Below are 25683 nucleotides of genomic sequence, written 5' to 3'. Positions count from 1 at the left end.
GACTCGACTGCGGACCGACGACGCTCCGCCCTCTTCCACCCAAGAACCAACGAGGAGTCCTTCGTGGCACTTATCGAGGCTGTCAACGCGCGCGAGATCCTGGATTCGCGCGGTAACCCGACCGTCGAGGTGGAGGTGCTCCTCGACGACGGCATCGTCCAGCGTGCGGCCGTCCCCTCCGGCGCGTCCACCGGCGCGTTCGAGGCCTACGAGCTGCGCGACGGCGACAAGAGCCGTTACGGCGGCAAGGGCGTGCTCAAGGCCGTCGCTGCGGTCGTCGACGAGCTCGGCCCCGCCATCGAGGGCGTCGAAGCCAGCGAGCAGCGCATCATCGACGAGATCCTCATCGAGACCGACGGCACCGAGAACAAGTCGCGTACCGGCGCCAACGCCATCCTCGGCGTCTCGCTCGCGGTCGCCAAGGCCGCCGCCGACAGCGCCGACCTGCCCCTGTTCCGCTACCTCGGCGGCCCGAACGCGCACCTTCTGCCCGTGCCGCTGTTCAACGTCATCAACGGTGGCGAGCACGCCGACAACGGCATCGACTTCCAGGAGTTCTTCCTGGCCCCCATCGGCGCCGACACCTACGGCGAGTCCCTCCGCTGGGGCACCGAGGTCTACCACGTCCTCAAGGGCGAGCTGAAGTCGGCCGGCTACAACACCGGCCTGGGCGACGAGGGCGGCTTCGCCCCCGACCTGCCGAGCAACCGCGAGGGCCTCGATTTCCTCATCCGCGCGATCGAGAAGGCCGGCTTCACCCCCGGCAAGGACATCGCGGTCGGCCTCGACGTCGCCGCCACCGAGTTCTACAAGGACGGCGTCTACACCGTCGAGGGCAAGGAGTGGAGCGTTGACACCCTGGTCGACTACTTCGCCGACCTCGTCGCGAACTTCCCGATCGTCACGATCGAGGACGCGCTCGCCGAAGACGACTGGGACGGCTGGAAGAAGCTGACGGATGCCATCGGCTCCAAGGTCCAGCTCGTCGGTGACGACCTCTTCGTCACGAACCCCAAGCGCCTGAAGCAGGGCATCGACCTCGGTGTCGCGAACTCGCTCCTGGTGAAGGTCAACCAGATCGGCACCCTGTCCGAGACCCTGGATGCCATCGCCCTGGCCACCCGCTCCGGCTACACCTCGATGCTGTCGCACCGCTCGGGTGAGACCGAGGACACCACGATCGCCGACCTCGCGGTCGCCGTGAACGCCGGCCAGATCAAGACCGGTGCTCCCGCGCGTAGCGAGCGCGTCGCGAAGTACAACCAGCTGCTCCGCATCGAGGAAGACCTCGGCGACGCCGCCGTCTTCGCCGGCCGCTCGGCGTTCCCCCGCTTCAAGGGTTGAGCGTCTGACATCGTGAGGAGGGGGAGCCGCGAGGCTCCCCCTCCTTCGCCGTTTCCGCGATCCTCACGCGTTCGCTGAGACCCTCGACCGTCCGCGGCGCGTCCCCGGGGCACCGTGAACCGGCGACGTAGACTCGGCTCGGCCCGTTGAAGGAACACGCGGGCGAGAACGAGAGGGGATGCCGTGGACCGACCGACACTGCCTCCCCGGGGCTCGGCATCCGAAGGCCCTTCGGGTGCGAAGGGCAAGGCGGCTTCGGGCAAAGCTGCGAAGCCCAAGGGCGCGAAGACGCCCACCTCGAAGACCGCCGCGGCGAAGCCCGCTCGGACCAAAGCCCCGGCCGCGAGACCGCAGGCCGTCTCGCCGAAGCGTCCGGTCGCCGCGCAGCGCCGGGTCGACGTGCGGGGGTGGCTCGGCGGCATCCGCGTGTCGGGGTTCGTCGTCATCATGCTCGGCCTCGTCGTTCTCGGGACGTTCGTGCTCGTCCCCACGGTCGGGACGTACATGGATCAGCGTCAGCAGATCCAGGCGCTGAAGAGCGCGGTGGCTCTGAGCCAGTCCCAGGTCGCCGACCTGCAGGCCCAGCGCGAGCGGTGGTCGGACCCGGCCTACATCACGACCCAAGCGCGCGAGCGCTTGTACTACACGATGCCCGGCGAGGTCGTGTACCTCATCGACGACGATCTGCCCGCCTCGACCGCTCTGCAGGAGCAGCCCGACGTGAGCGAGGACGTCGGTCAGACCCGTACCGACTGGATGTCGCAGTTCATGCGCTCGCTCACGTCCGCGGGTGCCGCTCAGGTGGTCGTTCCGACCGTCGGTGTTCCCGACCCGACGCCCGCCCCCGACTCGACGCCCGCGCCCTGATCGGGCCTGCCGCCGCCCCCGCGCTCGTGGCGTGACGCTCGGACGCGGTACTCCGCCCACGTCCCGTGATTGCCCGCGCGGGCGGCATCGTCGCGCATAAACGCTCTCTGCTCACGGAAACGCGAGCACAGCGTGTTTCCGTGAGCGGATGGCGTTTATGCGAGGGCCCAGGCGCGCGGCGTCGCGCCCCGCGCCGCCGCGACCACGCGAAACCACAGCCCGCACCGCTATCCCGCAGGCCGGCAACACCGCCGGGTACCCTGGAAGCGATGACTTCTCCGCAGCTTCCCCCCGCCTCCGACGCCGACCTCGCCGTTCTGCAGACGCAGCTCGGCCGTGTGCCGCGCGGCGTCGTGGGCATTGCGGCGCGCTGCGTCTGCGGCAACCCCACCGTGGTTGCGACGTCTCCACGGCTCGACGACGGCAGCCCGTTCCCCACGTTCTACTACCTGACGCATCCAGCGGCGACGGCCGCGATGTCGGTGCTCGAGGCCGGGCACGTCATGAAGGAGTTCCAGGACGAGCTCGCCGAGAACGACGACCTGCGCGCCGCGTACCTCGCCGCGCACGAGGCTTATCTGCGCGACCGAGCGGCGTACGGCGAGCCCGACGAGATCGCGGGGATCTCCGCCGGGGGGATGCCGACGCGCGTCAAGTGCCTGCACGCTCTGGCCGGCCATTCCCTCGCCGCCGGTCCCGGCGTCAACCCGATCGGCGACCGCGCCCTCGCCCGGGGAACCTGGTCGCCCGAGCGGTGCGTCTGCGAGACGCCCGGAGCCGGAGGATGAGACGCGTCGTCGCCGCGGCGGCATCCCTCGTCCTCGCGGTGATGCTCAGCGGGGCGACGACTGCTCCCGTGCCCGAAGACCCCACCGACAGCGTCCGCGCTTCCGAGTACTGGCTCGATCAGTACGGCATCCGGGATGCGTGGAAGACCACCCGCGGTGCGGGGCAGACGATCGCCATCATCGACACGGGAATCGGACGCGGGCCGACCGAGTTCAACGGCGCCGTCGCCGGCGGAACGGACGTGTCGGGCGCCGGCTCGTCCGATGGCCGCACTCCGGTGGGCGCGGTGGACTCCAACCACGGAAGCTGGGTCGCCTCTCTCGCGGCTTCTCGCGGCACCGGGAACGGCCGCGGGATGATCGGTGTCGCCCCAGAAGCGGAACTGCTGTCGATCTCGATCGGGTTCGGGGCCTCGGCATCCGTTCCCTTCACCGAACAGATCGCGAAGGCCATGCGGTGGGCCGTCGACAATGGAGCGACCGTCATCAACCTCTCGCTCACGACGAACACGCTCGACTGGGATCCCAGCTGGGACGACGCTTTCATGTACGCGTTCGACCATGACGTGGTCGTCGTCGTCGCCGCCGGCAACCGGGGGAGTGGCACCGACCGTGTGGGCGCACCCGCGACCATCCCCGGTGTGCTCGCGGTGGGCGGCGTCGACCCGTCCGGACGCGCGAGCAGCGACGCGTCCACCCAGGGCATCACGATCGGCATCTCGGCTCCGAGCGAGCGCCTCCTGGGCGTGTCGGCCGACGGCACGCTCGCGCAATGGAACGGCACGAGCGGCGCAGCGCCGATCGTGGCGGGCATCGCCGCGCTCGTGCGTGCCGCGCATCCGGGAATGGATGCCGACAACGTGCTGAACCGTCTCATCTCCACCGCGAAGCCGGCCCCGGGCACCTCACCCGGGCTCGACCTCCTCTACGGATACGGCCTCGTCGACGCATCGCGTGCCGTCACGGCGGATGTCGACTCGGTGTCGGAGAACCCGCTCGGCAGTCTCGAGGACTGGATCCGCGTCTACCGCCGCGCCGACAGCGAGCCGAGCCCGACACCCACTTCCGCGCCCGTCTCGATCCCGCCGCTCCCTCCGGTCGAGGGGCCGCCCTCCGCGAGTTCGCCTCTGCTGCCGTCCCGCGATAGCGTGCTGTACGGGTCGCTGCCGCTCGCGGGTGCCACGCTCGCCGCTATAATGATTGCGCTCGGCGTCAGTGCTGCTGCCCGGCGAATTCGAAAGGCGCGCATTCATCGCGAGCCGAGCCGCACCACAAACCAGGAGTCTCTCCCATCGTGACCAGCACCGTGCCCAGGATCCTCATTGTCGGCGGAGGCTACGCGGGTTTCTACACCGCGTGGAAGCTCGAGAAGCTGCTCAGCCGCGGCGAGGCCGAGGTCACCATCGTCGACCCGCTGCCCTACATGACCTACCAGCCGTTCCTCCCCGAGGTCGCGGCCGGTGAGATCGAGCCGCGCCACGTCGTCGTCGGCCTCCGTCGCCACCTCAAGCGCACCACGGTCATCGCGGGCAAGGTCACGGGCATCAACCACGCGACCAAGACCGCGACGATCACCCCCATCGCGGGCGACGAGACCTGGCAGCACGAGTACGACCAGATCGTCGTGACCGCCGGGGCCGTCTCGCGCACCTTCCCGATCCCCGGCATCGCCGAGAACGCGATCGGCCTCAAGACGATCGAAGAAGCCGTCGCGATCCGCGACCGCCTGACCTCGAACTTCGACAAGGCGTCGGTGCTTCCCGCCGGTCCCGAGCGTGACCGTCTGCTGACCGTCGTGGTCGTCGGCGGCGGCTTCGCCGGCATCGAGGTCTTCGCCGAGCTGCGTGCCTACGCGTCGTCGCTGCTGAAGTCCTACCCCCAGCTGTCGTTCGACGACACGCACTTCCACCTCATCGAGGCCATGGGCCGCATCATGCCCGAGGTGTCGCAGAAGACGAGCGAGTGGGTGCTCGCCGACCTCGCGAAGAAGGGTGCCTTCGTGCACCTCGATACGCAGGTCAAGGGTGCCGTCGACGGCGTCATCGAGCTCTCCACGGGTGAGCAGCTGCCGACCGACCTCATCATCTGGACCGCCGGTGTCATGGCCAATCCCACCGTCGTTCGCGGCAGCGACCTCCCCGTCGAGGAGCGTGGTCGCATCCGCACGCGCCCCGACCTGCGCGTTGGCACCGACGAAGAGTTCGTCGAGGGCGCCTGGGCCGCTGGTGACGTTTCGGCCGTTCCCGACCTCTCGGGTGGCGGCGTCGGCGGCTTCTGCGTGCCGAACGCTCAGCATGCCGTCCGCCAGGGCAAGCTCATGGCGAAGAACATCGTGGCGGTGCTGCGCGGCGAGGAGCCCAAGCAGTACTTCCACAAGAACCTCGGTGCCGTCGCCGGTCTCGGCCTCTACAACGGCGCCTTCCAGTCGGGCAAGATCGCGCTGACCGGCTTCATCGCCTGGCTCGCCCACCGCGGTTACCACGGCCTGGCCATGCCGACGTGGGAGCGCAAGTTCCGCGTGATCGGCGATTGGGTGCAGAACTTCGTCCACGGTCGCGAGACCGTCAACCTCGAGGCCGTGCAGAACCCGCGCGCGACCTTCGAGGAGTTCGCGGCTCGCCCCCGCCCGGCGGCCCCGGCCGCCGAGGCGCCCGCGGCCGAGAAGAAGCCCGAGCCCGTCTCCGCGAAGTAGTCGTCGCCTCCCGAGACCCCCGTGCCCTTTCCGGGTGCGGGGGTCTCGTCGTTTCCGGATGCCGCCGTCCCCGGCGTTCCGGCATCCGGTGCCGTCGTGCGGAGTTCATGGCCGACGCGCCGCTCCGGCACGCCCGTCGCCGGCGTGTCGTCGCCCGTTTCCGCCTGACGGTCCGCTGTGGCGGCGTCGGAATCTTCGGGTCGATGCCACTGTCGGGTCTCGTCGTTTCCGGATGCCACGCCCCGGCTCCGCGGCATCCGGTGCCGTCGTGCGGAGTTCATGGCCGACGCGCCGCTCGGCCTCGTCGTGCGCCGGCGTGTCGCGACCGAAGTCCGCCTAACGGCCCGCCGTGCGCATGCCCGAACCCCGCGGCGTTCCTCATGCCGGTACCCGGGGCCACCCGCGATACGGTTGAGACTCGGGCCCCCGTAGCCCAATGGCAGAGGCAGGCGACTTAAAATCGCTTCAGTGTGGGTTCGAGTCCCACCGGGGGTACTGGCCCTGATCCACATCCGCTGAGAGTCCCCGCCACACCCCGGTTCCGTGCCCCGGGCCACGGTTACACTGAAGGGCAATCTTCCGAACGGAGTGTGGGGACTTATGTGGGAGTGGCTCGTACCGGTCTTGGTGATCGTCGGCATCGTGGTGATCGCCGGCATCTACCTGTGGGCCACCTACAACTCGCTTGTCGCGCTGAACGTGCGCGTCGACGAGGCGTGGAGTGACATCACGGTCCAGCTGAAGCGCCGCGCCGACCTGCTCCCGAATCTCATCGAGACGGTGAAGGGGTACGCGGCCCACGAGAAGGCCGTGTTCGAGAACGTCACGCGCGCTCGTGCCGAGACGCTCTCGGCCGAGAGTCCCGCGGCGGCCGGCGTCGCCGAGGGCCACATGCAACAGGCCCTGAAGTCGCTGTTCGCCGTCGCCGAGGCGTACCCGCAGTTGCAGGCGAGCCAGAATTTCCTGCAGTTGCAGCACTCGATCGTCGACACCGAAGACAAGATCCAGGCCTCGCGTCGCTTCTACAACGGGGGTGTCCGCGAGCTCAACACGAAGATCAAGGTCTTCCCGAACAACCTGTTCGCCCGGCAGCTCGGCTTCAGCGAGCGGGAGTTCTTCGAGGTCGTCGACGGCGCGGCCATCGCCGAACCACCTCGCGTCCAGTTCTGACCGAACGCGCCCTCTCCGGATCGGAGGGGGCGCGTTTCAGGTGGAGCGCCCGTCGGGATGCTCATGGCGTTCTGCGCGGAGCGCGCCCGCCAGGGCATCCGCGGCGTCGCCCCATCGGGAAACGGTCACGCGATCGAGACCCTGCCAGCGCGCAGCCGTGAGCAACTCGGCCGCGAGTCGCTCGGCGGCATCCGGGGGCGCGCCGTGCTCCCACCACGCCGACTGCACGCGGAGGGCGCTGGACATGCGGTCGGCCTTGAGGTCGACGCGACCCACGACGTCGTCGCCGACGATCACCGGGAGCGAGTAGTAGCCGAACCGACGCTGGGGAGCCGGCGTGTAGATCTCAATGCGATAGTCGAAATCGAACAGCCGCTCCGCGCGGTCGCGGAACCAGACCACCGGGTCGAAGGGCGTGAGGATCGCCGCCGCATCGAGGCGGCGCGGGCGCGCGGCATCCCGGTGCAGCCATGCTTTCGCGGGTCGCCCAGCCACCTGCCACCCCTCCACCTGCACGGGGATCAGCTCGCCGGCGTCGACCAGGTCGTGCACGGCGGCCATCACCGCCGGCCGGTCGCGGACGCGCCAGTAGTCGGCGAGGTCGGCGGCCGTCGCCACGCCGTACGCCACCGCAGCCCGCCGCACGAGCTCGGCGATGGCCATCTGACGCGGCACGGTGGTCTCGAGCGCGGACGGAGGGAGGACATCGGATGCCAGCGCATACCGCCGCTCGAACCCCCGTCGCCCCGCGATCGCGACGTCGCCGAAGAGCCACAGCCGCTCGAGGCCGTTCTTGACGTCGTCCCAGCCCCACCACGACCCCCGTGAGCCGCTGCGAGCATCGTGCTCGATCTCGGCCGGACGCAGCGGGCCGCGCGCGGCGAGCTCGTCGCGCAGCCACTGCAACAGCGGCTGGTTGGCAGCCGCCCAGTCGTCGTTGCCGTACTTGTCGCGCAGGGCGTCGCGACGGAACTGCAGCAGCGGCCAGTCGTCGACGGGGACGAGGGATGCCACGTGCGCCCACGATTCCGCCCATTTCGGCCGGCGCGAGAACGCGAGCTTGTCGAGAAGGGTTGTGTCGTACGCACCGAGGCGCGCGAAGAGCGGCATGTAGTGCGAGCGCGAGAAGACGTTGACCGAGTCGATCTGCAGGATGCGCATGCGGTGCAGCGCACCCGTGATCTGACGCGTGCCGACCGTCTCGGGGCGAGGGCGGGCAAAGCCCTGGGCGGCCAGGGCGATGCGGCGTGCGTCGGCGCGGCGGAGCGTCGTGATCATGCGTCTCACCGTAGCCACAGCCTCCGACATCACGGCGATCCCGCAGGGAGCGCGGCGGTAGGCTGACAGGATGACCGGACCCGATCCCGAGCCTCGCGGATCGTTCTTCGACGCCCTCCGACGGCGCACGGTTTCGAGCGATCTTCAGCCTGCGATACCCCCGGCGCTCCGGCAGACCACGGCGTACGCGTGGCGGCTGCTCGTGATCGCCGCCGCCGTCGGCGTGGTCATCTGGGTCGTCATCCAGCTGAAGCTGCTGGTGATCCCTCTCCTGGTCGCGATCCTCATCACGGCGCTCGTCTGGCCGGCGTTCTCGTTCCTTCAGCGTCACCGCTGGCCCAAGTGGCTCGCCATCGTCGTGACGGTGCTCGGGACCATCGCGATCATCTCGGGCCTCGTCTGGCTCGCGGTCTGGCAGATCTCGCGCGAGTTCGCCTCGGTCCAGAACCGCACGGTGCTCGCGGTCGAACAGTTCCGCCAGTACCTCATCGACGGCCCCCTGCACCTCAGTGCGCAGCAGATCGACGACGGACTGACCCAGGCCGGGACCTTCCTGCAACAGCAGGCGGAGCTCCTGTGGACGGGTGCCCTCGCCATCGGAACGACTCTCGGCCACGTCGGCACCGGGGTGCTGCTGACGCTCTTCATCCTGCTGTGCCTGCTCGCCGACGGTGGCGGCATCTGGCGCTGGACCACGCGCCTGTTCCCGCGCGTCGCGCGCCCGGCCGTCGACGGCGCCGGTCGTGCGGGCTGGCGCACGGTCAAGAGCTACGCGCGGACGCAGCTGCTCGTCGCGACGATCGACGCGATCGGTATCGGCCTCGGCGCTTTCCTTCTCGGAGTGCCGCTGTCCATCCCGATCGGGGTATTGGTCTTCCTCGGGGCGTTCATCCCGTTCGTCGGAGCCGTGGCCACCGGCGCTCTTGCCGTCTTCATCGCGCTCGTCTACAACGGCCCGCTCATTGCGCTGTTCATGCTCATCGTCGTCCTGGGTGTGCAGCAGGTCGAGAGTCACATCCTCCAGCCGATCCTGATGGGGTCGGCGGTCAAGGTGCACCCGCTCGCCGTCGTCCTGGTCGTCGCCGGAGGCGCCATGATCGGTGGGATCGCCGGTGCGCTGTTCGCCGTGCCGCTCGCGGCGTTCGTCAACGTGGTCGCGGTGTACCTCAGTTCCAAGGCCTGGGAGCACGAGGGGCAGCCGCTGGCGTCCCGCGATCTCATCTGGCAGACCGTCCCGCGCGAGCGCGGAAGGAGATCATGAACGACACTCCCACCCTGGCCGAGTTCGAGGATGCCGCGCAGGCTCTGCGCGGCATCATCACGCGGACCCCGCTCGACGAGTCGCTGCACCTCACCGAGCTGCTCGGCGTTCCCGTCAACCTCAAACTCGAGAACCTGCAACGGACCGGCTCGTTCAAGATCCGCGGCGCCACCTACCGTCTGTCGCGCCTGACGGCGGAGGAGCGCGCGCGGGGAGTTGTCGCCGCCTCCGCCGGCAACCACGCGCAGGGCGTCGCGCTGGCGGCTCAGCAGCTCGGCATCCCGGCCACGATCTTTATGCCGCTCGGCGTCCCCGTGCCGAAGCTCTTGGCCACGCGTGGGTACGGTGCCGAGGTGATCCTCGAGGGCGCCACCGTCGAGACGCCGCTGCGCCTCGCCGCCGAGTTCGCCGAGCGCACGGGGGCCGTACTGATCCACCCGTTCGACCACCGCGACATCGTCGTGGGGCAGGGGACGCTCGGGCTCGAGCTCGTCGAAGACATGCCCGACCTCGAGACGATCATCGTGGGCATCGGTGGAGGCGGTCTGGCCGCCGGCGTCGCCGCCGCCGTCAAGGCCCGCGCCGCGGCCGAAGGCCGTCACGTGCGCATCATCGGCGTGCAGGCGCACAACTCCGCCGCCTACCCGTCGTCGCTCGCCGCCGGGTACCCGATGCAGGTCGAGACGACCCCGACGATCGCCGACGGCATCGCGGTCGCCCGCCCCGGCGATCTGCCGTTCGAACTCATCCGGCAGTACATCGACGAGGTCGTCACCGTCACCGAGGACGACATCGCGCGCGCTCTGCTCGTGCTCCTCGAGCGGGCGAAGCAGGTCGTCGAGCCCGCCGGTGCCGTGGGCGTCGCCGCGATCCTCGCGGGCAAGATCCAGGCGACCGGCCCCACCGTGACGATCCTGTCCGGCGGGAACATCGACCCCCTGCTGCTGCAGCGCGTCGTGGCGCACGGTCTCTCGGCATCCGGTCGATACATGTCGCTGCGTATCCCGCTGCCCGACCGTCCCGGCCAGCTCGCGCGCGTCTCGGAGCTTCTCGCGCAGGTGGGCGCGAACGTCATCGAGGTGCTCCACACGCGTCACGGGCAGGGCTTGCAGATCAGCGAGGTGATCCTGCAGCTGAGCGTCGAGACCCGCGGTGCCGAGCACCGCGCGCTAGTGATCAAGACGCTCGAGGACGCGGGCTTCATCGCGACCGTCGTCCCCGACTGACTCGCCGGTCCCCGAGCCGCCCCGTCGGCTCGGGGTCGTGTACGCACCCAGTCTCGAACGGTGGGCGCGCAGGCGCCCCTGACGCGCAGCACGGCCCGGAGCCGTGGCATCCTGACCCCGAAACGCCACGAGCCGCTCACCCCGAACGGGGGAGCGGCTCGTGATCGTGGGGCTTACTGGCCGGAGTAGGTCTCGACCTTGAGGATCTCGACCGAGATCTCCTTGCCGTTGGGGGCGGTGTAGGAGCCCTTCTCGCCCTCCTTGAGGCCGATGATCGCCGCACCCAGCGGGGAGGCCTCGCTGTAGACGTCGAGCTCGGAGTTCGCCGCGATCTCGCGGTTGCCGAGCAGGAACTTCTCTTCGCCGCCAGCGACGACGGCGGTCACGACCGTGCCCGACTCGACCACGCCGTGGCTCTCGGGCGCCTCGCCGACCTTGGCGTCCTTCAGGAGCTGCTGCAGCGTGCGGATACGCGCCTCCTGCTTGCCCTGCTCGTCCTTCGCGGCGTGGTAGCCGCCGTTCTCTTTCAGGTCGCCCTCTTCGCGGGCGGCTTCGATGCGCTTCGCGATCTCTTCACGGCCGGTGGTCGAGAGGTGCTCGAGCTCCTGAGCCAGACGGTCGTAGGCGTCCTGGGTGAGGAACGTCACCTGAGCGTCGTTGGACACGGTTACTCCTTCGTCGAGGGCGAGCGGCGTTCATCGCGTGTGCCGCCGGGGTATATGTCGAACGCCCCGGCATCGAGCCGGGGCGCGTCATCTGAGGCTATTTTACGGCACCCAGCAGGAGTTGACAAAACCCGTGGTCGCCAGCGCGAGGGTCGGAATCTCTTCGGTGAACGCCCGGCTGTGATCTTCGGATGCCGGGTATTCGACCACCCGCCATCCGACGGTTCCGTGGTCCTCGTCCTGCGCCTCGATCGCGCACGCCACGGGTTCACCGACGGGGGCCGTGAACTGGAAGGAGATCGTGACGGCGCTCGCATCCGTGACGGTGAAGCCCGTGTCGGTCGCTGTGACCGACCGCAGGGTGTTCGACACGGTGGTCCACCCGAGCAGCGCGGTGAGCGTCAGCGCGACGACGCCGACGATGCTCCACAGCACGATCCGGCGGCGGGGCGACGTGCGCCGACCGTAGCGCTCATCGAGCATCTCCTGCGTCGTCATGGTCTCTCCGGGCTTTAGGCTGGAGTTCCAGGCTACGCGCTTCCGCCCGGACCGAAGGACTCCATGCTTCCCGTGCTCGTCGCTCTCGCGACCACGCCCACCCCGGCCAACACCCCCGACGACTCCCTCGTCACGCCCGGACCGTTCGGCTTCGGCGCGATCGCGTTCATCGGTGTCGCGGTGTTCCTCCTCGTCTGGGACATGCTGCGTCGCATCCGTCGCGGGCGCTACCGCGAAGAGGTCAACGCCGAGCTCGACGCCGAGGAGCAGGCGCGCGCCGCTCGGACGGCCGCCGTACCGGACGACGACGACACCGACCCCGCCGCTCCCCGCCGCTGAGCGCGGCCTCGAGGCCGCGGCATCCGTAATCCGGAGCGTCGCAGAATCGGAGAGGTCGACCGAATTCGGAAAGCCTGGGGCATGCCGTCCGATTCTGGCGCTCTGGTCCGAATCTGCGCGACCAGGCGGGTCGCTCAGCCGCCGTGGTACGCCGGAGCGAGAGCGATCAGCAGGCACGCCGTCCAGTGGCACAGGAACGCCAGCACGGTGCACACGTGGAAGATCTCGTGGAAACCGAAGTGCCCCGGCCACGGGTTCGGCCGCTTGAGCGCGTAGACGATCGCTCCGGCGGTGTAGAGCAGGCCGCCCACGACGACGAGCACCATCATCGCGGGATTCGCCTTGAAGAGGTCGACGATGTACATCACCGCGGCCCAGCCCAGGGCGAGGTACAGCGCCACGTACAGCCAGCGCGGGGCGTTGATCCAGAACACGCGGAACAGGATGCCGAGCAGCGCACCGCCCCACACGATCGAGAGCAGCAGGACCGTCTGCGGGGTATCGAGGGCCAGGACCGCGAGAGGCGTGTACGTGCCCGCGATCAACAGCAGGATGTTGGCGTGGTCGATGCGCTTGAGGACGGCCTTGGTCTTCGGCTTCCAGTGGAAGCGGTGATAGAGCGCTGAGTTGCCGAAGAGGAGGAGCGAGGATGCCGCGAACACGGCGGATGCCCACTTGGCCGGGGCGCCGTGCGCGAGGACGATTAGAACGATGCCGGCCGCGATTGCGACGGGAAAGGTGCCCGCGTGGATCCATCCGCGCCAGGTCGGCTTGACCTCGTCTTGGGCGCTGACGGCGGATGCCTCGAGCAGGGGAAGCTGGGGCATCTCCACACCGTCATCAGGGATCGTCGGGGTCACGGGAAAACCCTACGCGTCCGCCCATGCCGCAGATGGAACGCGGAGAGATGCTCACCTTTTCCGCAGGTGGAAGCCGCCCACGCGAAACGGCGAACCGCCCTGCGCGCGGTAGCGTAGGCGGGTGGCGCGGAGGCGAAGGAACGAGGGGCGTGGCCCCCTGTATCGTCTGTACGCCTCGCGATTGCGTCGACGGATGCCCGCGACCGTTCCGCACCACGTCGCCATGATGATCGACGGCAACCGCCGATGGGCGCGTCAGCTCGGCTACGACAGCGCGGCGCACGGGCACCGCGCGGGCGCGGCGAAGATGCACGAGTTCCTGCGGTGGTGCGACGACCTGGGCATCGGCGTCGTGTCGCTGTACCTGCTGTCGAACGACAACCTGCTCAAGCGTGACAGCCGCGAACTGGGTGACCTGCTCGAGATCATCGCCGAGCTCGCCCGTGAACTGTCGCTTGAACCCGACTGGCGCGTCCAGCACGTGGGTCGGGCCGAAGGGCTCCCGCCCGAGCTCGCCGAGGTTCTGCGCGAGGTCACCGAGCGGACGCGCTCGCACACCGGCCTGCACGTCAACCTCGCGGTGGGGTACGGGGGTCGGAGCGAGATCGTGGACGCCGTGCGCAGCATCATCGCGAAGCACGACGCGTCGGGCGGTTCTCTCGAGGAGCTCGCAGCCAGTCTGACGCCCGAGCAGATCGGCGAGCATCTGTACACGGGCGGCCAGGCGGACCCCGACCTCGTCATCCGCACCTCGGGCGAGCAGCGCCTCAGCGATTTCCTCCTGTGGCAGTCCGCTCATTCCGAGTTCTACTTCGTGGAGGCGCTGGGTCCGGATCTGCGAGAGGTCGACTTCCTCCGGGCCATCCGCGACTTCTCCGCCCGGGATCGGCGTTTCGGTCAGTAAGGCTCACGGGCCGACAACCCTCACCACGAGAGTGAAACTTGTTCACACACTTGTCATTTTGGTGGTGTGTTAACGACCCTCGGATGCCGCTGGGCATCGTACGGTGATCACATCGGGCACGGAGCCCGATCGAGTCGGCCTTCGGATTGCGACTCGTGACCCACAGGTCGACTCGTGACAGCCGGGTGAGACACCCGGGTCGGGAGTGGGTTGTGACTGCACGAGCACCATTCGACCAGCGTCACGTCGACGAGAGCAGCGTCTCCGAACAGGATCTGCGCACCTATGTTCTGGACACGTCTGTCCTTCTGAGCGATCCGCGGGCATTCTTCCGCTTCGCGGAGCATTCGGTCGTGATACCCGTGGTGGTGATCACCGAGCTCGAGGGCAAGCGCCACGACCCCGAAATCGGGTACTTCGCTCGGCAGGCGCTCCGTCATCTCGACGAGCTCCGGATCGAGCACGGCCGCCTCGACTTCCCCGTCCCCGTCGGCAACGACGGGACTCTCCGTGTGGAGCTGAACAACACCGACCAGATGGTCCTGCCCTCGGGCATGCGCACGGGCGGCAACGACAGCCGCATCCTCGCTGTCGCGATGAACATCGCGAAGGACGGCGCCGAGGTCACCGTCGTGTCGAAGGATCTGCCGATGCGCGTGAAGGCCGCGTCCCTCGGCCTGACGGCGGAGGAGTACCTGGCCGAGCAGGCGATGGACTCGGGATGGACGGGAATCGCGTCTCTCGACATCTCGGGCGACGATCTCAGCGACCTGTATGAGAGCGAAGTGGCCACGAGCGACGAGGTCGTCGGTCTGCCGGTGAACACGGGGCTGATCATCCACTCCGAGCGCGGTTCGGCGCTCGGCCGTGTCACGGGCGACGGCGAGTTCCGGCTCGTCCGCGGAGACCGCGACGCCTTCGGGTTGCACGGTCGATCGGCCGAGCAACGCATCGCCCTCGATCTGCTGCTCGACCCCGAGGTGGGCATCGTGTCGCTCGGCGGGCGGGCGGGCACCGGCAAGTCAGCGCTGGCGCTGTGCGCCGCGCTCGAGTCGGTACTCGAACGGCAGCAGCAGAAGAAGATCATCGTCTTCCGGCCGCTGTTCGCCGTCGGCGGGCAGGAGCTGGGGTATCTGCCCGGCGACCAGGCCGAGAAGATGGGGCCCTGGGGGCAGGCGGTCTTCGACACGCTGGGCTCGGTCGTCTCGGGCAACGTCCTCGAGGAAGTGCTGGCACGTGGTCTTCTGGAGGTGCTGCCGCTCACGCACATCCGCGGTCGTTCCCTCCACGATGCCTTCGTGATCGTCGACGAAGCCCAGTCTCTCGAGCGGAATGTGCTGCTCACGGTGCTGAGCCGCATCGGGCAGAACTCCCGCGTCGTGCTCACGCACGACGTGGCGCAGCGTGACAATCTGCGCGTGGGGCGCCACGACGGCGTCGCCTCGGTGATCGAGACGCTGAAGGGCCACGCGCTCTTCGGCCATGTCACCCTGACGCGTTCGGAGCGTTCGGCGATCGCCGCTCTCGTGACCGATCTCCTGGAGGCCGGCGAACTTTCCTGACCGAATCTCCGACGAGGGCTCGAGCGGACCGCTCGAGCCCTCTGTCGTTGCGCAGATGAGAGCATTCTCATCCTCGGCTCCTGTGGCTTTCATATGCAGGCGGCAGACTGGAGCCATCGACGAGGGAACAGTCTCGTCACCGCCCCCGGCGGTTCCCCCTGAGAAATGAACATGAGATCCGCTCTCAACGGGCTGGTCGCTGCATTTCGGGTAAGTCAGCAGACCCCCGGAGCAGGATCTCCCCACAGCCCCCGGTTTCCCCCCGCCGGGGGCTTTCGGGTTAACGGCGACTACTCCCAGCGGTAGCCGGCTCCGCGCACGGTCGCGATGCGGCTGGCGCCGAACTTCGCGCGAAGGTATCTCACGTACACGTCGACGACGTTGGAGCCGGGGTCGAAGTCCATGCCCCAGACGCGGCTGAGGAGCTGCTCGCGGCTGAGGACCTGCCCCGCGTGGCGGAGGAACTCCTCGGCGAGGGCGAACTCGCGCGCGCTCAGGTCGACGTCGCGCCCGTCGATGCTCGCCCGTCGCCCGCGCACGTCGAGCGTGATGTCGCCGTGCGAGATCGAGATGGTGTGCGCCGTGAGCGGTTCACGCAGTCTCGACCTGACGCGCGCGAGCAGCTCATCGAACTTGAAGGGCTTCGCCATGTAGTCGTTCGCTCCCGCGTCGAGACCGTCCACGGTGTCGCGCGTGCTGGTCCGCGCGGTGAGCATGATCACGGGGATCGCGGACCCCTGTCCCCGGAGGGTGCGAAGCACCTCGAAGCCATCGAGTGTGGGCAGTCCGACGTCGAGCAGCACCAGGTCGATGTCGCCGGACAAAGCGGCGCTCAGGGCTTCGGCACCGTCGTCGACGGTCGCGGTCTGGTAGCCGGCCGCCTCCAATCCTTTCGCGACGAACGCGGCGATGCGCTCTTCGTCCTCGGCGATGAGGATGCGAGTCATCCGGTGGCCTCTCTCTGCATCACGACGTCTCCGGCGCGCACGGGGGTGGGGAGGTCGGCGGCGGAGTGCGACCGACCGAGAGGGAGATGCAACGTGACGGTCGCGCCGCCACCGGGCGTGTCGCTGACGCTGCAGTAGCCCTCGTGGGCTTTGGCGATGGCATCCACGATCGACAGTCCGAGTCCGGATCCCTCGACCCCGCGACGCGTCGAGATGCGGTCGAACCGGCGGAAGACGCGGTGGCGCGCAGCGGGAGGGATGCCGGGACCGTGGTCGCGCACCCACAGATCGGCGCTGCTGTCACCGACGCTGCTGCCGATCTCGATCGGCGTCCCCGGTGGGGTGTACTTCGCGGCGTTGTCCGCGAGCTGCAGCCATGCTTGAACGAGGCGGTCGTGGTCGCCGTGGATCGCTCCGCGACCGCGGGACTCGACCGTCCAGGTGTGGTGGGGGATCGCGCTGACCAGCTCGCCGACGCGGTCCGTCAGAGCCGCGACCTGGATGACCTCGGTGGTCAGAGAACCGGCCTCGACCACGGCCAGGGCATCGATGTCGTCGACCAGACGCGAAAGGCGGTCCAGTTCGGCGATTCCGAGGTCGCGCGTCTCGGAGACGTCGTGCGGGTCGACGGGGTCCATCATCTCGAGGTGCCCACGCACGATCGTGATCGGCGTCTTGAGCTCATGACGCACGTCGTCGAGCAGCTGTCGCTGGGCTTCGACGGACATCGCGAGACGATCCAGCATCGAGTTGACGGAGGAGGTGAGGTCGGCGATCTCATCGTTGCCCTGCGGCGGCAGACGCGTGCCCAGATCCGCCAGGGTGATGGCATCCGTCGTGTCGCGGAGCCGCCGCAGGGGCGAGAAGAGCAGGCCGGTCACGAACCAGCCCGCGACGGCCACCGCGAGCAGGACCACGGTGCCCGCGATGGCGAACGTGGTGGTCGAGAGGGTGACCAGCTCCATCCGTTGGTCGATCGAGATCGCCTGGACGACCGAAGCCCCGTCGAGCGGGACGGCGGCGTACAGAACCGGTCCGTGCTCGCTGTCGACGCGCCCGCGCAGTTCTCCGCGCGCGATCGCGTCGCTGACGGCCGAGACGAAGCGCGTGTCGTCCGAGAGGGAGAGCCCCGGCGGCGACGGTGTACCCGCGAGCACCGTCGTGCCCGACAGGGCGACGGTGCCGTCGGTGCGTCCGGGGATGGTCGCACCGACGAGCTCGACGGCATCCGTTCCGCTGGATGGGGCCGTGCTCGAGAAGCCGTCGAGCTGACGTTCCGCGTTGGCGATGACACGCTCGCTCTGCACGAGGAAGGTGACCCCTCCCGCGATGATGAGTCCCAACAGCAGAACGCCGAGGATCGCGCCGAGGAGTCGCGCGCGCACCGAGACGGGTCTCGGTGCGCGGCTCATCCTTCGATTATGGCGCGCCTCGGCGTTCGATCTTGCGGGGCTCAGCCCGGGTGAGTCATCGAGAGCAGGTCGAGCTTGGCGTCCAGCACCTCTTCGGTGATCTCGCCGCGCTCGACGTAGCCCAGGTCGATGACGGCCTCGCGCACGGTGATGCCCTTGGCGACGGCGTGCTTCGCGATCTTCGCAGCCGCCTCGTAGCCGATGACCTTGTTCAGGGGTGTGACGATCGACGGGGACATGCCGGCGAAGGCCTCGGCGCGAGCAACGTTGGCTTCGAGACCGTCGATGGTCTTGTCGGCGAGCACGCGCACGGCATTGGAGAGCAGGCGGATCGACTCCAGCAGGGCCGTCCCCATGACGGGGATGGCGACGTTCAGCTCGAACGATCCCGATGCGCCGGCCCAGGCGACCGTGGCGTCGTTGCCGATGACGCGCGCGCAGACCATGAGGGTGGCCTCGGGGACGACGGGGTTGACCTTGCCGGGCATGATCGACGAGCCGGGCTGCAGGTCGGGGATGTGGAGTTCGCCGAGACCCGTGTTCGGGCCCGAACCCATCCAGCGGATGTCGTTGTTGATCTTGGTGAGCGAGACCGCGATCGTGCGGAGGGCCCCGGATGCCTCGACGAGACCGTCGCGGTTGGCCTGAGCCTCGAAGTGGTCCTTGGCCTCGGTGATCGGGAGCTGCGTCTCGGCGGCGAGGATCTCGATGACCTTCTGCGGGAAGCCGAGCGGCGTGTTGATGCCGGTGCCGACGGCCGTCCCGCCGAGGGGGACCTCGGCGACGCGGGGGAGGACGGCCTCCACGCGCTCGATGCCGAGGCGCATCTGGCGGGCGTAGCCGCCGAATTCCTGACCGAGCGTGACGGGCGTCGCGTCCATGAGGTGCGTGCGGCCCGACTTCACGATGCCCTTCCAGGCATCGGCCTTGGCCTCGAGGGCGACCGCGAGGTGGTCGAGCGCGGGGATGAGGTCGGTGATGAGCGCCTGGGTCACGGCGATGTGCACGGACGTCGGGAAGACGTCGTTCGACGACTGCGAGGCGTTGACGTGGTCGTTGGGGTGCACCGTCGAACCGAGGATGCGCGTCGCGAGGGTCGCGAGCACTTCGTTCATGTTCATGTTCGACGACGTGCCGCTGCCGGTCTGGTACGTGTCGACGGGGAAGTGGGCGTCGTGCACCCCGGTGACGACCTCATCCGCAGCCTGGGCGATGGCATCCGCGATCCGACCGTCGAGAGTGCCGAGATCCTTGTTCGCGAGGGCCGCGGCCTTCTTGATCCGGGCCAGTGCCGCGATCTGCGTCGACTCGAGACCCGAGCCCGAGATCGGGAAGTTCTCGACCGCGCGCTGCGTCTGCGCCGCGTACAGGGCGTCCTTCGGCACGCGCACTTCACCCATGGTGTCGTGCTCGATGCGGTACTCGGTGTCGGTCACGTCGTCGTTCCTCCAGGTCGTTCGTTCGGTTCTCAGATGCGGGTGTCCGCGAAGCGGGGGTCGTCGACCCGGGGGTCGTCGACGTCGCCCACGATGACGACGGGGAACGCTTCCCCCTCGTCGAGTCGGTAGTTGGCCCCGACGACTGCGGTGCGGCCCTCGGCGACGGCTTCGCTGATGAGCTCGGATGCGCGGAGCAGCTCGCCCACGGTGTGGCGCAGATGCTCGCGCCCGACGAGTTCGGGGTCGACATGGTCGGGCAGGTGTCCGTCCACCGCGGTCTGGCGCTGCACGCGACGCACCGCGGGCACGATCGGCGCGATCTGACGCCAGATGTACGCGGGGAGGGTCGGCGCGTCGACGCCGGTGCTCTCGATCGCGGCACCGACAGCGCCGCACGCGTCGTGGGCGAGGACGACGATGAGGGGCACTTCGAGGACGCCGACGGCGTACTCGAGGCTGCCGATCACTGAATCCGAGATGACCTGGCCGGCGTTACGGACCACGAAGAGGTCGCCGAGTCCCTCGTCGAAGATGATCTCGGCGGCCAGGCGCGAGTCGGAGCACCCGAACAGGGCGGCGGTCGGATGTTGCGAACCGGCGAGCTCGGCGCGGCGCTCGACGTCTTGACGCGGGTGCGCGGGTGCTCCGGTCACGAACCGGCGGTTGCCTTCGACCATCTGCTGCCAGACCTGGCCGGGGGTCAGGGGTGCGCTCACGGGATCTCTTTCAGCTGCTTCACCTGCGCGGACACCGACGCCGCCGCGAGTGCCGCGGTCTCGGGCGCGGCGTCACCGTAGACGAGCACGTAGTCGGGGCCGGCGGGGGTCGCCAGCGCATAGTCGATGTTGCCGGTGCCGGACGGGTTGGCCGGGCGGTAGACGTTCCAGGTGATCCCGTCGATCTCGGTGGTCTCGGTGCTCCGTGTTCCGTCGAGGACCTGAGCGACCCAGGCCTCGTCGGTGTCGAAGCCCTGGGCGACACGGAGGAATCCGGACTCGCCCGACCGGACGTAGACCATCGTCCAGGCCTCGGTGCCTCCGACGCCTTCGACCGTGGCCTGGTTGACCCGCCAGCCCTCGCCGAGCGAGGGTGTCAGCACGGGGCGGCCGCGATCGGTCTCGAGGTCGGCGGCCAGTGCGGGGACATCCGGCTCGGGGCGGGGGACCGGCTCGCCGCGCGGGACCGCGGCGACGACGACGAAGACGACCGCGACGGTCACCAGCAGCGCCGCGATCAGGTTGCGGAAGGTCTTGCTCGAGCGATAGCGGCGGGACGACTCGGCCTTGCGGGCTGCGGTCTCCTCCGGAGTCTCGGGACGGCCGAGCTCGGCGACGACGCGGGCCATCAGGCGTCCTCGCCCTCGCCGCGGGCGGCGTCGAGACGGCGCTTGGCCCCGAGGAGCCACTCTTCGCAGCGCGCGTAGAGCTGTTCGCCGCGCTCCCAGAGGGCCAGCGACTCCTCGAGCGTGGGTGCGCCCTGCTCGAGCTCGGACACGACACGCACGAGTTCATCGCGTGCCTGTTCGAAAGAGAGGGTCGCGACGTCTGCCGAGGGTCCGGGAGTCGTCGCGGTCATGGCATCCATCTTAGGCGGGACCCACCGACACGCCGTCGCCCGATGCCTCGCCGTCGAGCGGAGCGACGGGCGTCTCATCGATCTCGCCTTCCGAGCGGGCCGTCAGCGATCCGCGCGCGACCGTGACGGTGAGCGCGGTTCCGGCGGGGGCTTGGCTCGCGTCGCGGACGATCGCACCGCCCTCGACCTGGGCGATCGCATAACCGCGTGCGAGTGTCGCGAGAGGCGAGAGCGCGCGCAGGGACGCGCTCAGCTCGCGTGTCCGGCGCTGTTCACTCTCGAGTCGGCGATCGACGATGTCACGGCCGCGGTTCGAGAGCATCCACAGCTCCTGCGCCCGTGAGGTGAGCATGGCGTGCGGGGTGCGCAGCGACGGACGCGAACGGATCTGCTCGAGCTGGGCGATGTCGTGCAGCACGCGCTGCGTGAGGCGTCCGGTCAGCCGTGCGCGCAGCTGCGCGACGAGAGCCCGCTGTTCGGCGACGTCGGGAACCACGCGTTTTGCGGCGTCGGTGGGAGTGGAGGCGCGGAGGTCGGCGACCTCGTCGAGCAGGGGTCGGTCGTTCTCGTGGCCGATCGCGCTGACGACCGGCGTGGATGCCGCGGCCACCGCGCGCAATAGGCGCTCGTCGCTGAAGCCGAGAAGGGTCTGCGGATCGCCGCCCCCACGGGCGATGATGATGACGTCGACCTCGGGGTCGGCATCCAGAGCCTTCAACGCGGCCAGGGTCTCCGGGACGCAGCGGTCGCCCTGGACCGCGGCGTACTTCGTGCGGAAGTTCACCCGCGGCCAACGCAGCTCGGCGTTGCGGTGCACGTCTTTCTCGGCGTCCGAGTTCTCACCCGTGATGAGGCCGATGCAGTGGGGGAGGAAGGGCAGCTTCTTCTTGCGCACGGGGTCGAACAGACCCTCGGAACGCAGCTGCACGCGCAGTCGCTCGAGCCGCTCGAGCTGTTCGCCGAGGCCGACGTGACGCATGGCGGAGATCGCGAACGAGAAGTCGCCCGTGCGGGGGAAGTAGTCCGCCTTGACGCACGCCACGACGTGGTCGCCCACCTGGAAGTCCTTGGGGAGGCGCGCGAGCGTGCTCGACCAGATGCGGAACGCCACCGTGGACTCGGTGTTGAGGTCTTTCAAGCGACCGAAGACGTTGCCACCCCGGCGGTTGAACGAGGTGATCTCGCCCTCGACCCAGACCGAGCCCCAGCGTTCGATGAAGCCGCGGATCGTGTCGTTCAGGCGCGACACCGACGTGGGGGTGTCGGTTCGCGAGTCGCGAGGGTGGACCGAGTCGGCGGGGGGCGCCTCGCCGGGTACCGTCTCGGGATGGAACGAGGTCATGGGCTCCAGTCTGCGGGGTTCGGCCGTCGTCCAGGGGCGCCCCGGTAGAATCGAGGGGTGAGCACACCTGTCGTCCAACTGCCCGTTCCCCGGATTCCGGGTCGACGTGGGCGGCTCCAGGATATCCCGGTCAAAGGCCAGAAGAAGGTGCTGCTGGCGGCACCGCGCGGATACTGCGCCGGTGTGGACCGCGCCGTCGTCGCCGTCGAGAAGGCCCTCGACCGCTACGGTGCCCCCGTGTACGTGCGCAAGCAGATCGTGCACAACATCCACGTGGTGACCGAGCTCGAGAAGAAGGGCGCGATCTTCGTCGAAGAGGTCGACGAGGTCCCCGAGGGCTCGCACGTCGTCTTCAGCGCGCACGGCGTTTCTCCCGCCGTCGTCTCCGCGGCGTCCGACCGCGGCCTGCAGGCCATCGACGCCACGTGCCCCCTCGTCACCAAGGTGCACCGCGAGGCCGTGCGCTTCGCGCGCGATGACTACGAGATCCTGCTGATCGGCCACGACGGCCATGAAGAGGTCGAGGGGACCGCCGGCGAGGCTCCCGAGCACGTCACCGTCGTCAACTCGCCCGAGCACGCCGACACCGTCGAGGTGCGCGACCCGTCGAAGGTGGTGTGGCTCTCGCAGACGACGCTGTCGGTCGACGAGACGATGGAGACGGTTCGCCGACTCCGCCTGCGCTTCCCGCACCTGCAGGACCCGCCCTCCGACGACATCTGCTACGCCACCCAGAACCGTCAGGTCGCGATCAAGAAGGTCGCCGTCGGCGCCGACCTCGTCATCGTCGTGGGCTCCGCGAACTCCTCCAATAGCGTGCGCCTCGTCGAGGTCGCGCTCGAGCACGGTGCCAAGGCCGCCTACCGGGTCGACTACGTCGACGAGGTCAAGCAGGAGTGGCTCGACGGCGTCGAGACGGTCGGCGTCACCAGCGGCGCGTCGGTGCCCGAGGTGCTCGTGACCGAGGTGCTCGAGGAGCTCGCCGGCGCGGGCTACCGCGACGTCGAAGAAGTACGGACCGCCGAGGAAGACCTGATCTTCTCGCTCCCGAAGGAGCTGCGTCAGGATGCCGCCGGCCAGCGCGACCAGCGGGCGCTGGGCGGCCGGGGTCGTTCGTGAGCGACGTCGACCCGCGGCCGCGTCCGCAGTTCGGGGAGTACGCGACGCCCGAGGAGCAGCAGGCTCGCATCCAGCGTCCGGAGGTCACGGAGTCGCTCGACGCGGGCGTCGCCCCGCAGCCGGCCGCTCCGGCGTCGTCCACCGTCGCACCGGCGCCGGCCCGCGGGCCCCTAGTCGACCGCGTCATCACGCTCATGCTGCTCGTCTACGGGCTGTTCTCGGTCGTCACGACGATCGTGCAGGTGCTGGACTTCCCTCACTATGCCGAGCAGGCGGCGAAGGTCCTCAACGTCGACGCGACCTACTCGAACCTGGCCGCCGGTTTCGTCTGGGGTGCGGTGGCCGCCGTGGTCTACGGCGTCGTCTACCTCGTCACCGCTCTGCTGACCTGGCGTCGGCTCAAGCGCGGCCGCATCGCCTTCTGGATCCCTCTCGTCGGCTTCGCCGTGGCCGCCCTCGTGGGCGGCACCTGCATCGCGATCGCCATCGTCAGCGACCCCGCCTACCTCTCCGCGCTGATGGACGGCATCTCGAAGTGAACCGACGGGGCCGGCATCCCGTGTTCTTCTGAGAACCCGAGAGAGGAGCCGGCCGTGGTGCGAGAAGATCACGCGCGTCTGACCGCGCTCTACGACGCCCACGCGGCGCCCGTCTGGCGGTACGTGGTCAGTCTCACGGGCGACCACGCGGGAGCGGACGACGTCGTGCAGGAGACGCTGCTGCGGGCGTGGCGGTCGCCGCGCATCATGAACGATGACCCGGGATCGCTGCGGTCGTGGATGTTCACGGTCGCCCGCAACCTCGTCATCGACGAGGCGCGCAGCGCCCGTCGCCGCCACGAACTTGCCGTCGACGAGGTGCCGGACGCGGGACGCGACGACGACACGGATGCCATGTTCGACGCGTTGCTCGTCGAGGAGGCGCTCTCGACCCTGACGCCCGATCACCGCGCGGTGATCGTGAGCGCGTACTACGGCGGTCGGAGCGTCGCGCAGACGGCCGAGGAGCTCGGGATCCCGGCGGGGACCGTCAAGTCGCGACTGCACTACGCGGTGCGAGCACTGCGGCTCGCCCTGCAGGAGAGGGGGGTGACGCGATGAACGCCGATCACTCACGGATGTCCGAGTGGGACGGTGCCTACGTTCTGGGTGCCCTGTCGGCGGCGGATCGCGCGGAGTACGAGGGGCATCTCGCGATCTGCGCGGAGTGCCGGACGGCTGTGGCGGAGCTCGCGCCCACGGCGGGCCTGCTCTCGCGACTGTCGGCTGACCGTGCCCGGGCGATCGATGCGTCGAGCGGTCCGGTCCCCATCGCCCTGCCCCATCCCTCGCTCCGGACCCGCGTCGTGCAGACCGCGCGTCGGCGTCGCGCCCGGCGGATCACGGCGTGGACCCTGGCGGCATCCCTCGCCGTGGTCGCCGTGGGCGTGCCGACCGTCGTCACGATCGCCAACGCCTCTTCGTCGTCGGGGACGACCTACGCCCTCGACGAGGTCGGCGGAGCTCCGCTCGAGGCGTCGGTCAAACTGACCCCGGTTGCGTGGGGCACCCGGATCGACCTCGTGTGCCAATACACGGGCGAGGTGCTCGATGCCCCGCCCGGTGGCTGGCCCTACGCTCTGGCGGTGACCGACGACTCCGGCTCGACCTCGGTGCTCTCGACCTGGCGCGCCGGCCCCGGGGCCACGACCGAGCTCAGTGCCGGGACCGACCTCGAAGCGTCAAGTATCGGCTCGATCGAGATCCGTTCCGTCGACGGCGATCGCGTCGTCATGCGGAGAGACTTCTCCACCCCGTAGCATCGACGGATGCCACGCCTCGTCGCCGTCTGCGCCGTCCACCAGCTCCACCCGGACGCGGGGTCCGTCGGGGTGACCGCGATCGACAAGCGCGCGCTCGACGGTCCCGTTCGTCTGGGCCCGCTCGGCGTACGCGCGGATGTCCAGGCGAGCCGCAAACACCACGGCGGGCGCGACAAGGCGGTGTACGCATACTCCGAGGCGGACGCGGCGTACTGGGAGAACCAGTTGGGCCGCGATCTGCACCCGGGGTGGTTCGGTGAGAACCTCCGGGTGGACGGCATCGATGTCAACGCGGCGCGCATCGGCGAGATCTGGCGCATCGGCGACACCGTCGAGGTCGAGGTCACCATGCCGCGCACGCCGTGCGCGACGTTCGCGCGCTGGGTCGGCGGACGCGACGCCCGAGGGTGGGTGAAGCGCTTCTCCGACGAGGGACGCCTCGGCGCGTACCTCCGGGTCCGGCGCGCGGGAGATGTCCGGGCGGGGGATGCCATCGAGGTGCTGTCGTCCCCCGAGGGCGCGCCCACGGTGCTCGAGGTCTACCGCGCCTGAGCCCGCGCCCGCACGCTCACGGACGTGGCATCCGGTGTCGGA

Annotated in this window: 27 protein-coding genes and 1 tRNA gene; 17 read left to right on the top strand and 11 right to left on the bottom strand. The window is 69.3% G+C overall.

What is annotated here, in order from left to right; translation table 11 throughout:
- Positions 1–63: 63 nt before the first annotated feature.
- From eno to NS283_RS15915, 7 genes are all read left to right on the top strand, one after another.
- Entirely contained in the window at positions 64–1344 is a 1281-nt protein-coding gene (eno, locus tag NS283_RS15945; protein ID WP_058597836.1) for a phosphopyruvate hydratase, read from the top strand.
- 183 nt (positions 1345–1527) lie between these two features.
- Positions 1528–2211 (top strand): FtsB family cell division protein, encoded by a 684-nt coding sequence (locus tag NS283_RS19270; RefSeq protein ID WP_241492271.1) that lies wholly within the window; start codon positions 1528–1530, stop codon positions 2209–2211.
- Between the two features lie 269 nt (positions 2212–2480).
- On the top strand, positions 2481–2999 hold the full coding sequence (locus NS283_RS15935) for a DUF501 domain-containing protein (protein WP_058597835.1): 519 nt from the start codon (positions 2481–2483) through the stop codon (positions 2997–2999).
- The gene (locus NS283_RS15930) at positions 2996–4297 is read left to right on the top strand and encodes a S8 family serine peptidase (protein ID WP_058597834.1); all 1302 of its coding nucleotides are present in this window, start codon (positions 2996–2998) and stop codon (positions 4295–4297) included. Before NS283_RS15935 ends, NS283_RS15930 begins: the two co-directional genes overlap by 4 nt.
- A complete protein-coding gene (locus NS283_RS15925) occupies positions 4294–5691 on the top strand; it encodes an NAD(P)/FAD-dependent oxidoreductase (protein ID WP_241490513.1) in 1398 nt (465 codons plus the stop codon). The genes NS283_RS15930 and NS283_RS15925 overlap by 4 nt, the downstream gene beginning before the upstream one ends.
- 422 nt (positions 5692–6113) lie before the next feature.
- Positions 6114–6186, top strand: a tRNA-Leu gene (locus NS283_RS15920).
- Between the two features lie 105 nt (positions 6187–6291).
- Positions 6292–6861 carry a LemA family protein gene (locus NS283_RS15915; RefSeq protein WP_058597833.1) on the top strand — a complete coding sequence of 190 codons (570 nt, stop codon included), beginning with the start codon at positions 6292–6294 and terminating at the stop codon, positions 6859–6861.
- 36 nt (positions 6862–6897) lie between these two features.
- Here NS283_RS15915 and NS283_RS15910 read toward each other — a convergent pair whose 3' ends face one another.
- Positions 6898–8139 (bottom strand): winged helix-turn-helix domain-containing protein, encoded by a 1242-nt coding sequence (locus NS283_RS15910; RefSeq protein WP_058597832.1) that lies wholly within the window; start codon positions 8137–8139, stop codon positions 6898–6900.
- A gap of 70 nt (positions 8140–8209) precedes the next feature.
- On the opposite strand from NS283_RS15910, the gene NS283_RS15905 reads away from it, so the two are divergent.
- Together NS283_RS15905 and ilvA are read left to right on the top strand one after the other, a co-directional pair.
- Positions 8210–9400, top strand: coding sequence for an AI-2E family transporter (locus NS283_RS15905; RefSeq protein ID WP_058597831.1), 1191 nt, complete (start codon positions 8210–8212; stop codon positions 9398–9400).
- The gene (gene ilvA, locus NS283_RS15900) at positions 9397–10626 is read left to right on the top strand and encodes a threonine ammonia-lyase (RefSeq protein WP_058597830.1); all 1230 of its coding nucleotides are present in this window, start codon (positions 9397–9399) and stop codon (positions 10624–10626) included. The genes NS283_RS15905 and ilvA overlap by 4 nt, the downstream gene beginning before the upstream one ends.
- A gap of 173 nt (positions 10627–10799) precedes the next feature.
- Here the strand turns inward: ilvA and greA are convergent, their stop codons facing one another.
- Together greA and NS283_RS15890 are read right to left on the bottom strand one after the other, a co-directional pair.
- Positions 10800–11291 (bottom strand): transcription elongation factor GreA, encoded by a 492-nt coding sequence (gene greA / locus NS283_RS15895; RefSeq protein WP_058597829.1) that lies wholly within the window; start codon positions 11289–11291, stop codon positions 10800–10802.
- Positions 11292–11393: 102 nt separating this feature from the next.
- The gene (locus NS283_RS15890; RefSeq protein WP_058597828.1) at positions 11394–11789 is read right to left on the bottom strand and encodes a DUF4307 domain-containing protein; all 396 of its coding nucleotides are present in this window, start codon (positions 11787–11789) and stop codon (positions 11394–11396) included.
- A 63-nt stretch (positions 11790–11852) separates the two neighbouring features.
- Between NS283_RS15890 and NS283_RS15885 the strand changes: the two genes are divergently transcribed.
- Positions 11853–12128, top strand: coding sequence for a hypothetical protein (locus NS283_RS15885; protein ID WP_058597827.1), 276 nt, complete (start codon positions 11853–11855; stop codon positions 12126–12128).
- 134 nt (positions 12129–12262) lie between these two features.
- Here the strand turns inward: NS283_RS15885 and trhA are convergent, their stop codons facing one another.
- Positions 12263–12955 (bottom strand): PAQR family membrane homeostasis protein TrhA, encoded by a 693-nt coding sequence (gene trhA, locus NS283_RS15880; RefSeq protein ID WP_058597848.1) that lies wholly within the window; start codon positions 12953–12955, stop codon positions 12263–12265.
- A gap of 154 nt (positions 12956–13109) precedes the next feature.
- Between trhA and NS283_RS15875 the strand changes: the two genes are divergently transcribed.
- Both NS283_RS15875 and NS283_RS15870 read left to right on the top strand, forming a co-directional pair.
- Positions 13110–13892 (top strand): isoprenyl transferase, encoded by a 783-nt coding sequence (locus NS283_RS15875; RefSeq protein WP_058597826.1) that lies wholly within the window; start codon positions 13110–13112, stop codon positions 13890–13892.
- A gap of 212 nt (positions 13893–14104) precedes the next feature.
- The gene (locus tag NS283_RS15870; protein ID WP_058597825.1) at positions 14105–15454 is read left to right on the top strand and encodes a PhoH family protein; all 1350 of its coding nucleotides are present in this window, start codon (positions 14105–14107) and stop codon (positions 15452–15454) included.
- Positions 15455–15744: 290 nt separating this feature from the next.
- On the opposite strand, the gene NS283_RS15865 is transcribed toward NS283_RS15870, so the two are convergent.
- Genes NS283_RS15865 through xseA form a run of 7 tightly spaced genes read right to left on the bottom strand, consistent with a single transcriptional unit; the run spans position 15745 to position 22169 of the window.
- Positions 15745–16401, bottom strand: coding sequence for a response regulator transcription factor (locus tag NS283_RS15865; protein ID WP_058597824.1), 657 nt, complete (start codon positions 16399–16401; stop codon positions 15745–15747).
- Entirely contained in the window at positions 16398–17813 is a 1416-nt protein-coding gene (locus NS283_RS15860; protein WP_058597823.1) for a sensor histidine kinase, read from the bottom strand. The genes NS283_RS15865 and NS283_RS15860 overlap by 4 nt, the downstream gene beginning before the upstream one ends.
- A gap of 41 nt (positions 17814–17854) precedes the next feature.
- Positions 17855–19249 carry a class II fumarate hydratase gene (locus tag NS283_RS15855; protein ID WP_058597822.1) on the bottom strand — a complete coding sequence of 465 codons (1395 nt, stop codon included), beginning with the start codon at positions 19247–19249 and terminating at the stop codon, positions 17855–17857.
- 32 nt (positions 19250–19281) lie between these two features.
- Positions 19282–19929 (bottom strand): carbonic anhydrase, encoded by a 648-nt coding sequence (locus tag NS283_RS15850; protein ID WP_081317466.1) that lies wholly within the window; start codon positions 19927–19929, stop codon positions 19282–19284.
- A 35-nt stretch (positions 19930–19964) separates the two neighbouring features.
- Positions 19965–20597 (bottom strand): DUF4245 family protein, encoded by a 633-nt coding sequence (locus NS283_RS15845; RefSeq protein WP_058597820.1) that lies wholly within the window; start codon positions 20595–20597, stop codon positions 19965–19967.
- On the bottom strand, positions 20597–20827 hold the full coding sequence (locus NS283_RS15840; RefSeq protein ID WP_013586103.1) for an exodeoxyribonuclease VII small subunit: 231 nt from the start codon (positions 20825–20827) through the stop codon (positions 20597–20599). The genes NS283_RS15845 and NS283_RS15840 overlap by 1 nt, the downstream gene beginning before the upstream one ends.
- A 10-nt stretch (positions 20828–20837) precedes the next feature.
- Positions 20838–22169, bottom strand: coding sequence for an exodeoxyribonuclease VII large subunit (xseA, locus tag NS283_RS15835; RefSeq protein WP_058597818.1), 1332 nt, complete (start codon positions 22167–22169; stop codon positions 20838–20840).
- A 57-nt stretch (positions 22170–22226) separates the two neighbouring features.
- Between xseA and NS283_RS15830 the strand changes: the two genes are divergently transcribed.
- The 5 genes from NS283_RS15830 to NS283_RS15810 are packed head-to-tail and all read left to right on the top strand — an operon-like array spanning position 22227 to position 25641.
- Positions 22227–23288 carry a 4-hydroxy-3-methylbut-2-enyl diphosphate reductase gene (locus tag NS283_RS15830; RefSeq protein WP_193751282.1) on the top strand — a complete coding sequence of 354 codons (1062 nt, stop codon included), beginning with the start codon at positions 22227–22229 and terminating at the stop codon, positions 23286–23288.
- Complete coding sequence (locus NS283_RS15825) at positions 23285–23827, top strand: DUF6264 family protein (RefSeq protein WP_058597817.1); 543 nt, start codon at positions 23285–23287, stop codon at positions 23825–23827. The genes NS283_RS15830 and NS283_RS15825 overlap by 4 nt, the downstream gene beginning before the upstream one ends.
- Before the next feature lie 54 nt (positions 23828–23881).
- Positions 23882–24388 carry a sigma-70 family RNA polymerase sigma factor gene (locus tag NS283_RS15820; protein ID WP_058597816.1) on the top strand — a complete coding sequence of 169 codons (507 nt, stop codon included), beginning with the start codon at positions 23882–23884 and terminating at the stop codon, positions 24386–24388.
- Entirely contained in the window at positions 24385–25086 is a 702-nt protein-coding gene (locus tag NS283_RS15815) for an anti-sigma factor family protein (RefSeq protein ID WP_058597815.1), read from the top strand. Before NS283_RS15820 ends, NS283_RS15815 begins: the two co-directional genes overlap by 4 nt.
- 9 nt (positions 25087–25095) lie before the next feature.
- Positions 25096–25641, top strand: coding sequence for an MOSC domain-containing protein (locus NS283_RS15810; RefSeq protein WP_058597814.1), 546 nt, complete (start codon positions 25096–25098; stop codon positions 25639–25641).
- The last annotated feature ends 42 nt before the right edge of the window (positions 25642–25683 follow it).

Origin of the sequence: Microbacterium testaceum, assembly GCF_001476285.1 — a bacterium.
In the GTDB taxonomy this organism is placed as follows: domain Bacteria; phylum Actinomycetota; class Actinomycetes; order Actinomycetales; family Microbacteriaceae; genus Microbacterium; species Microbacterium testaceum_B.
The sequence above is the reverse complement of the archived record's forward strand: the minus strand, read 5'-3'. Positions and strand labels throughout refer to the sequence as shown.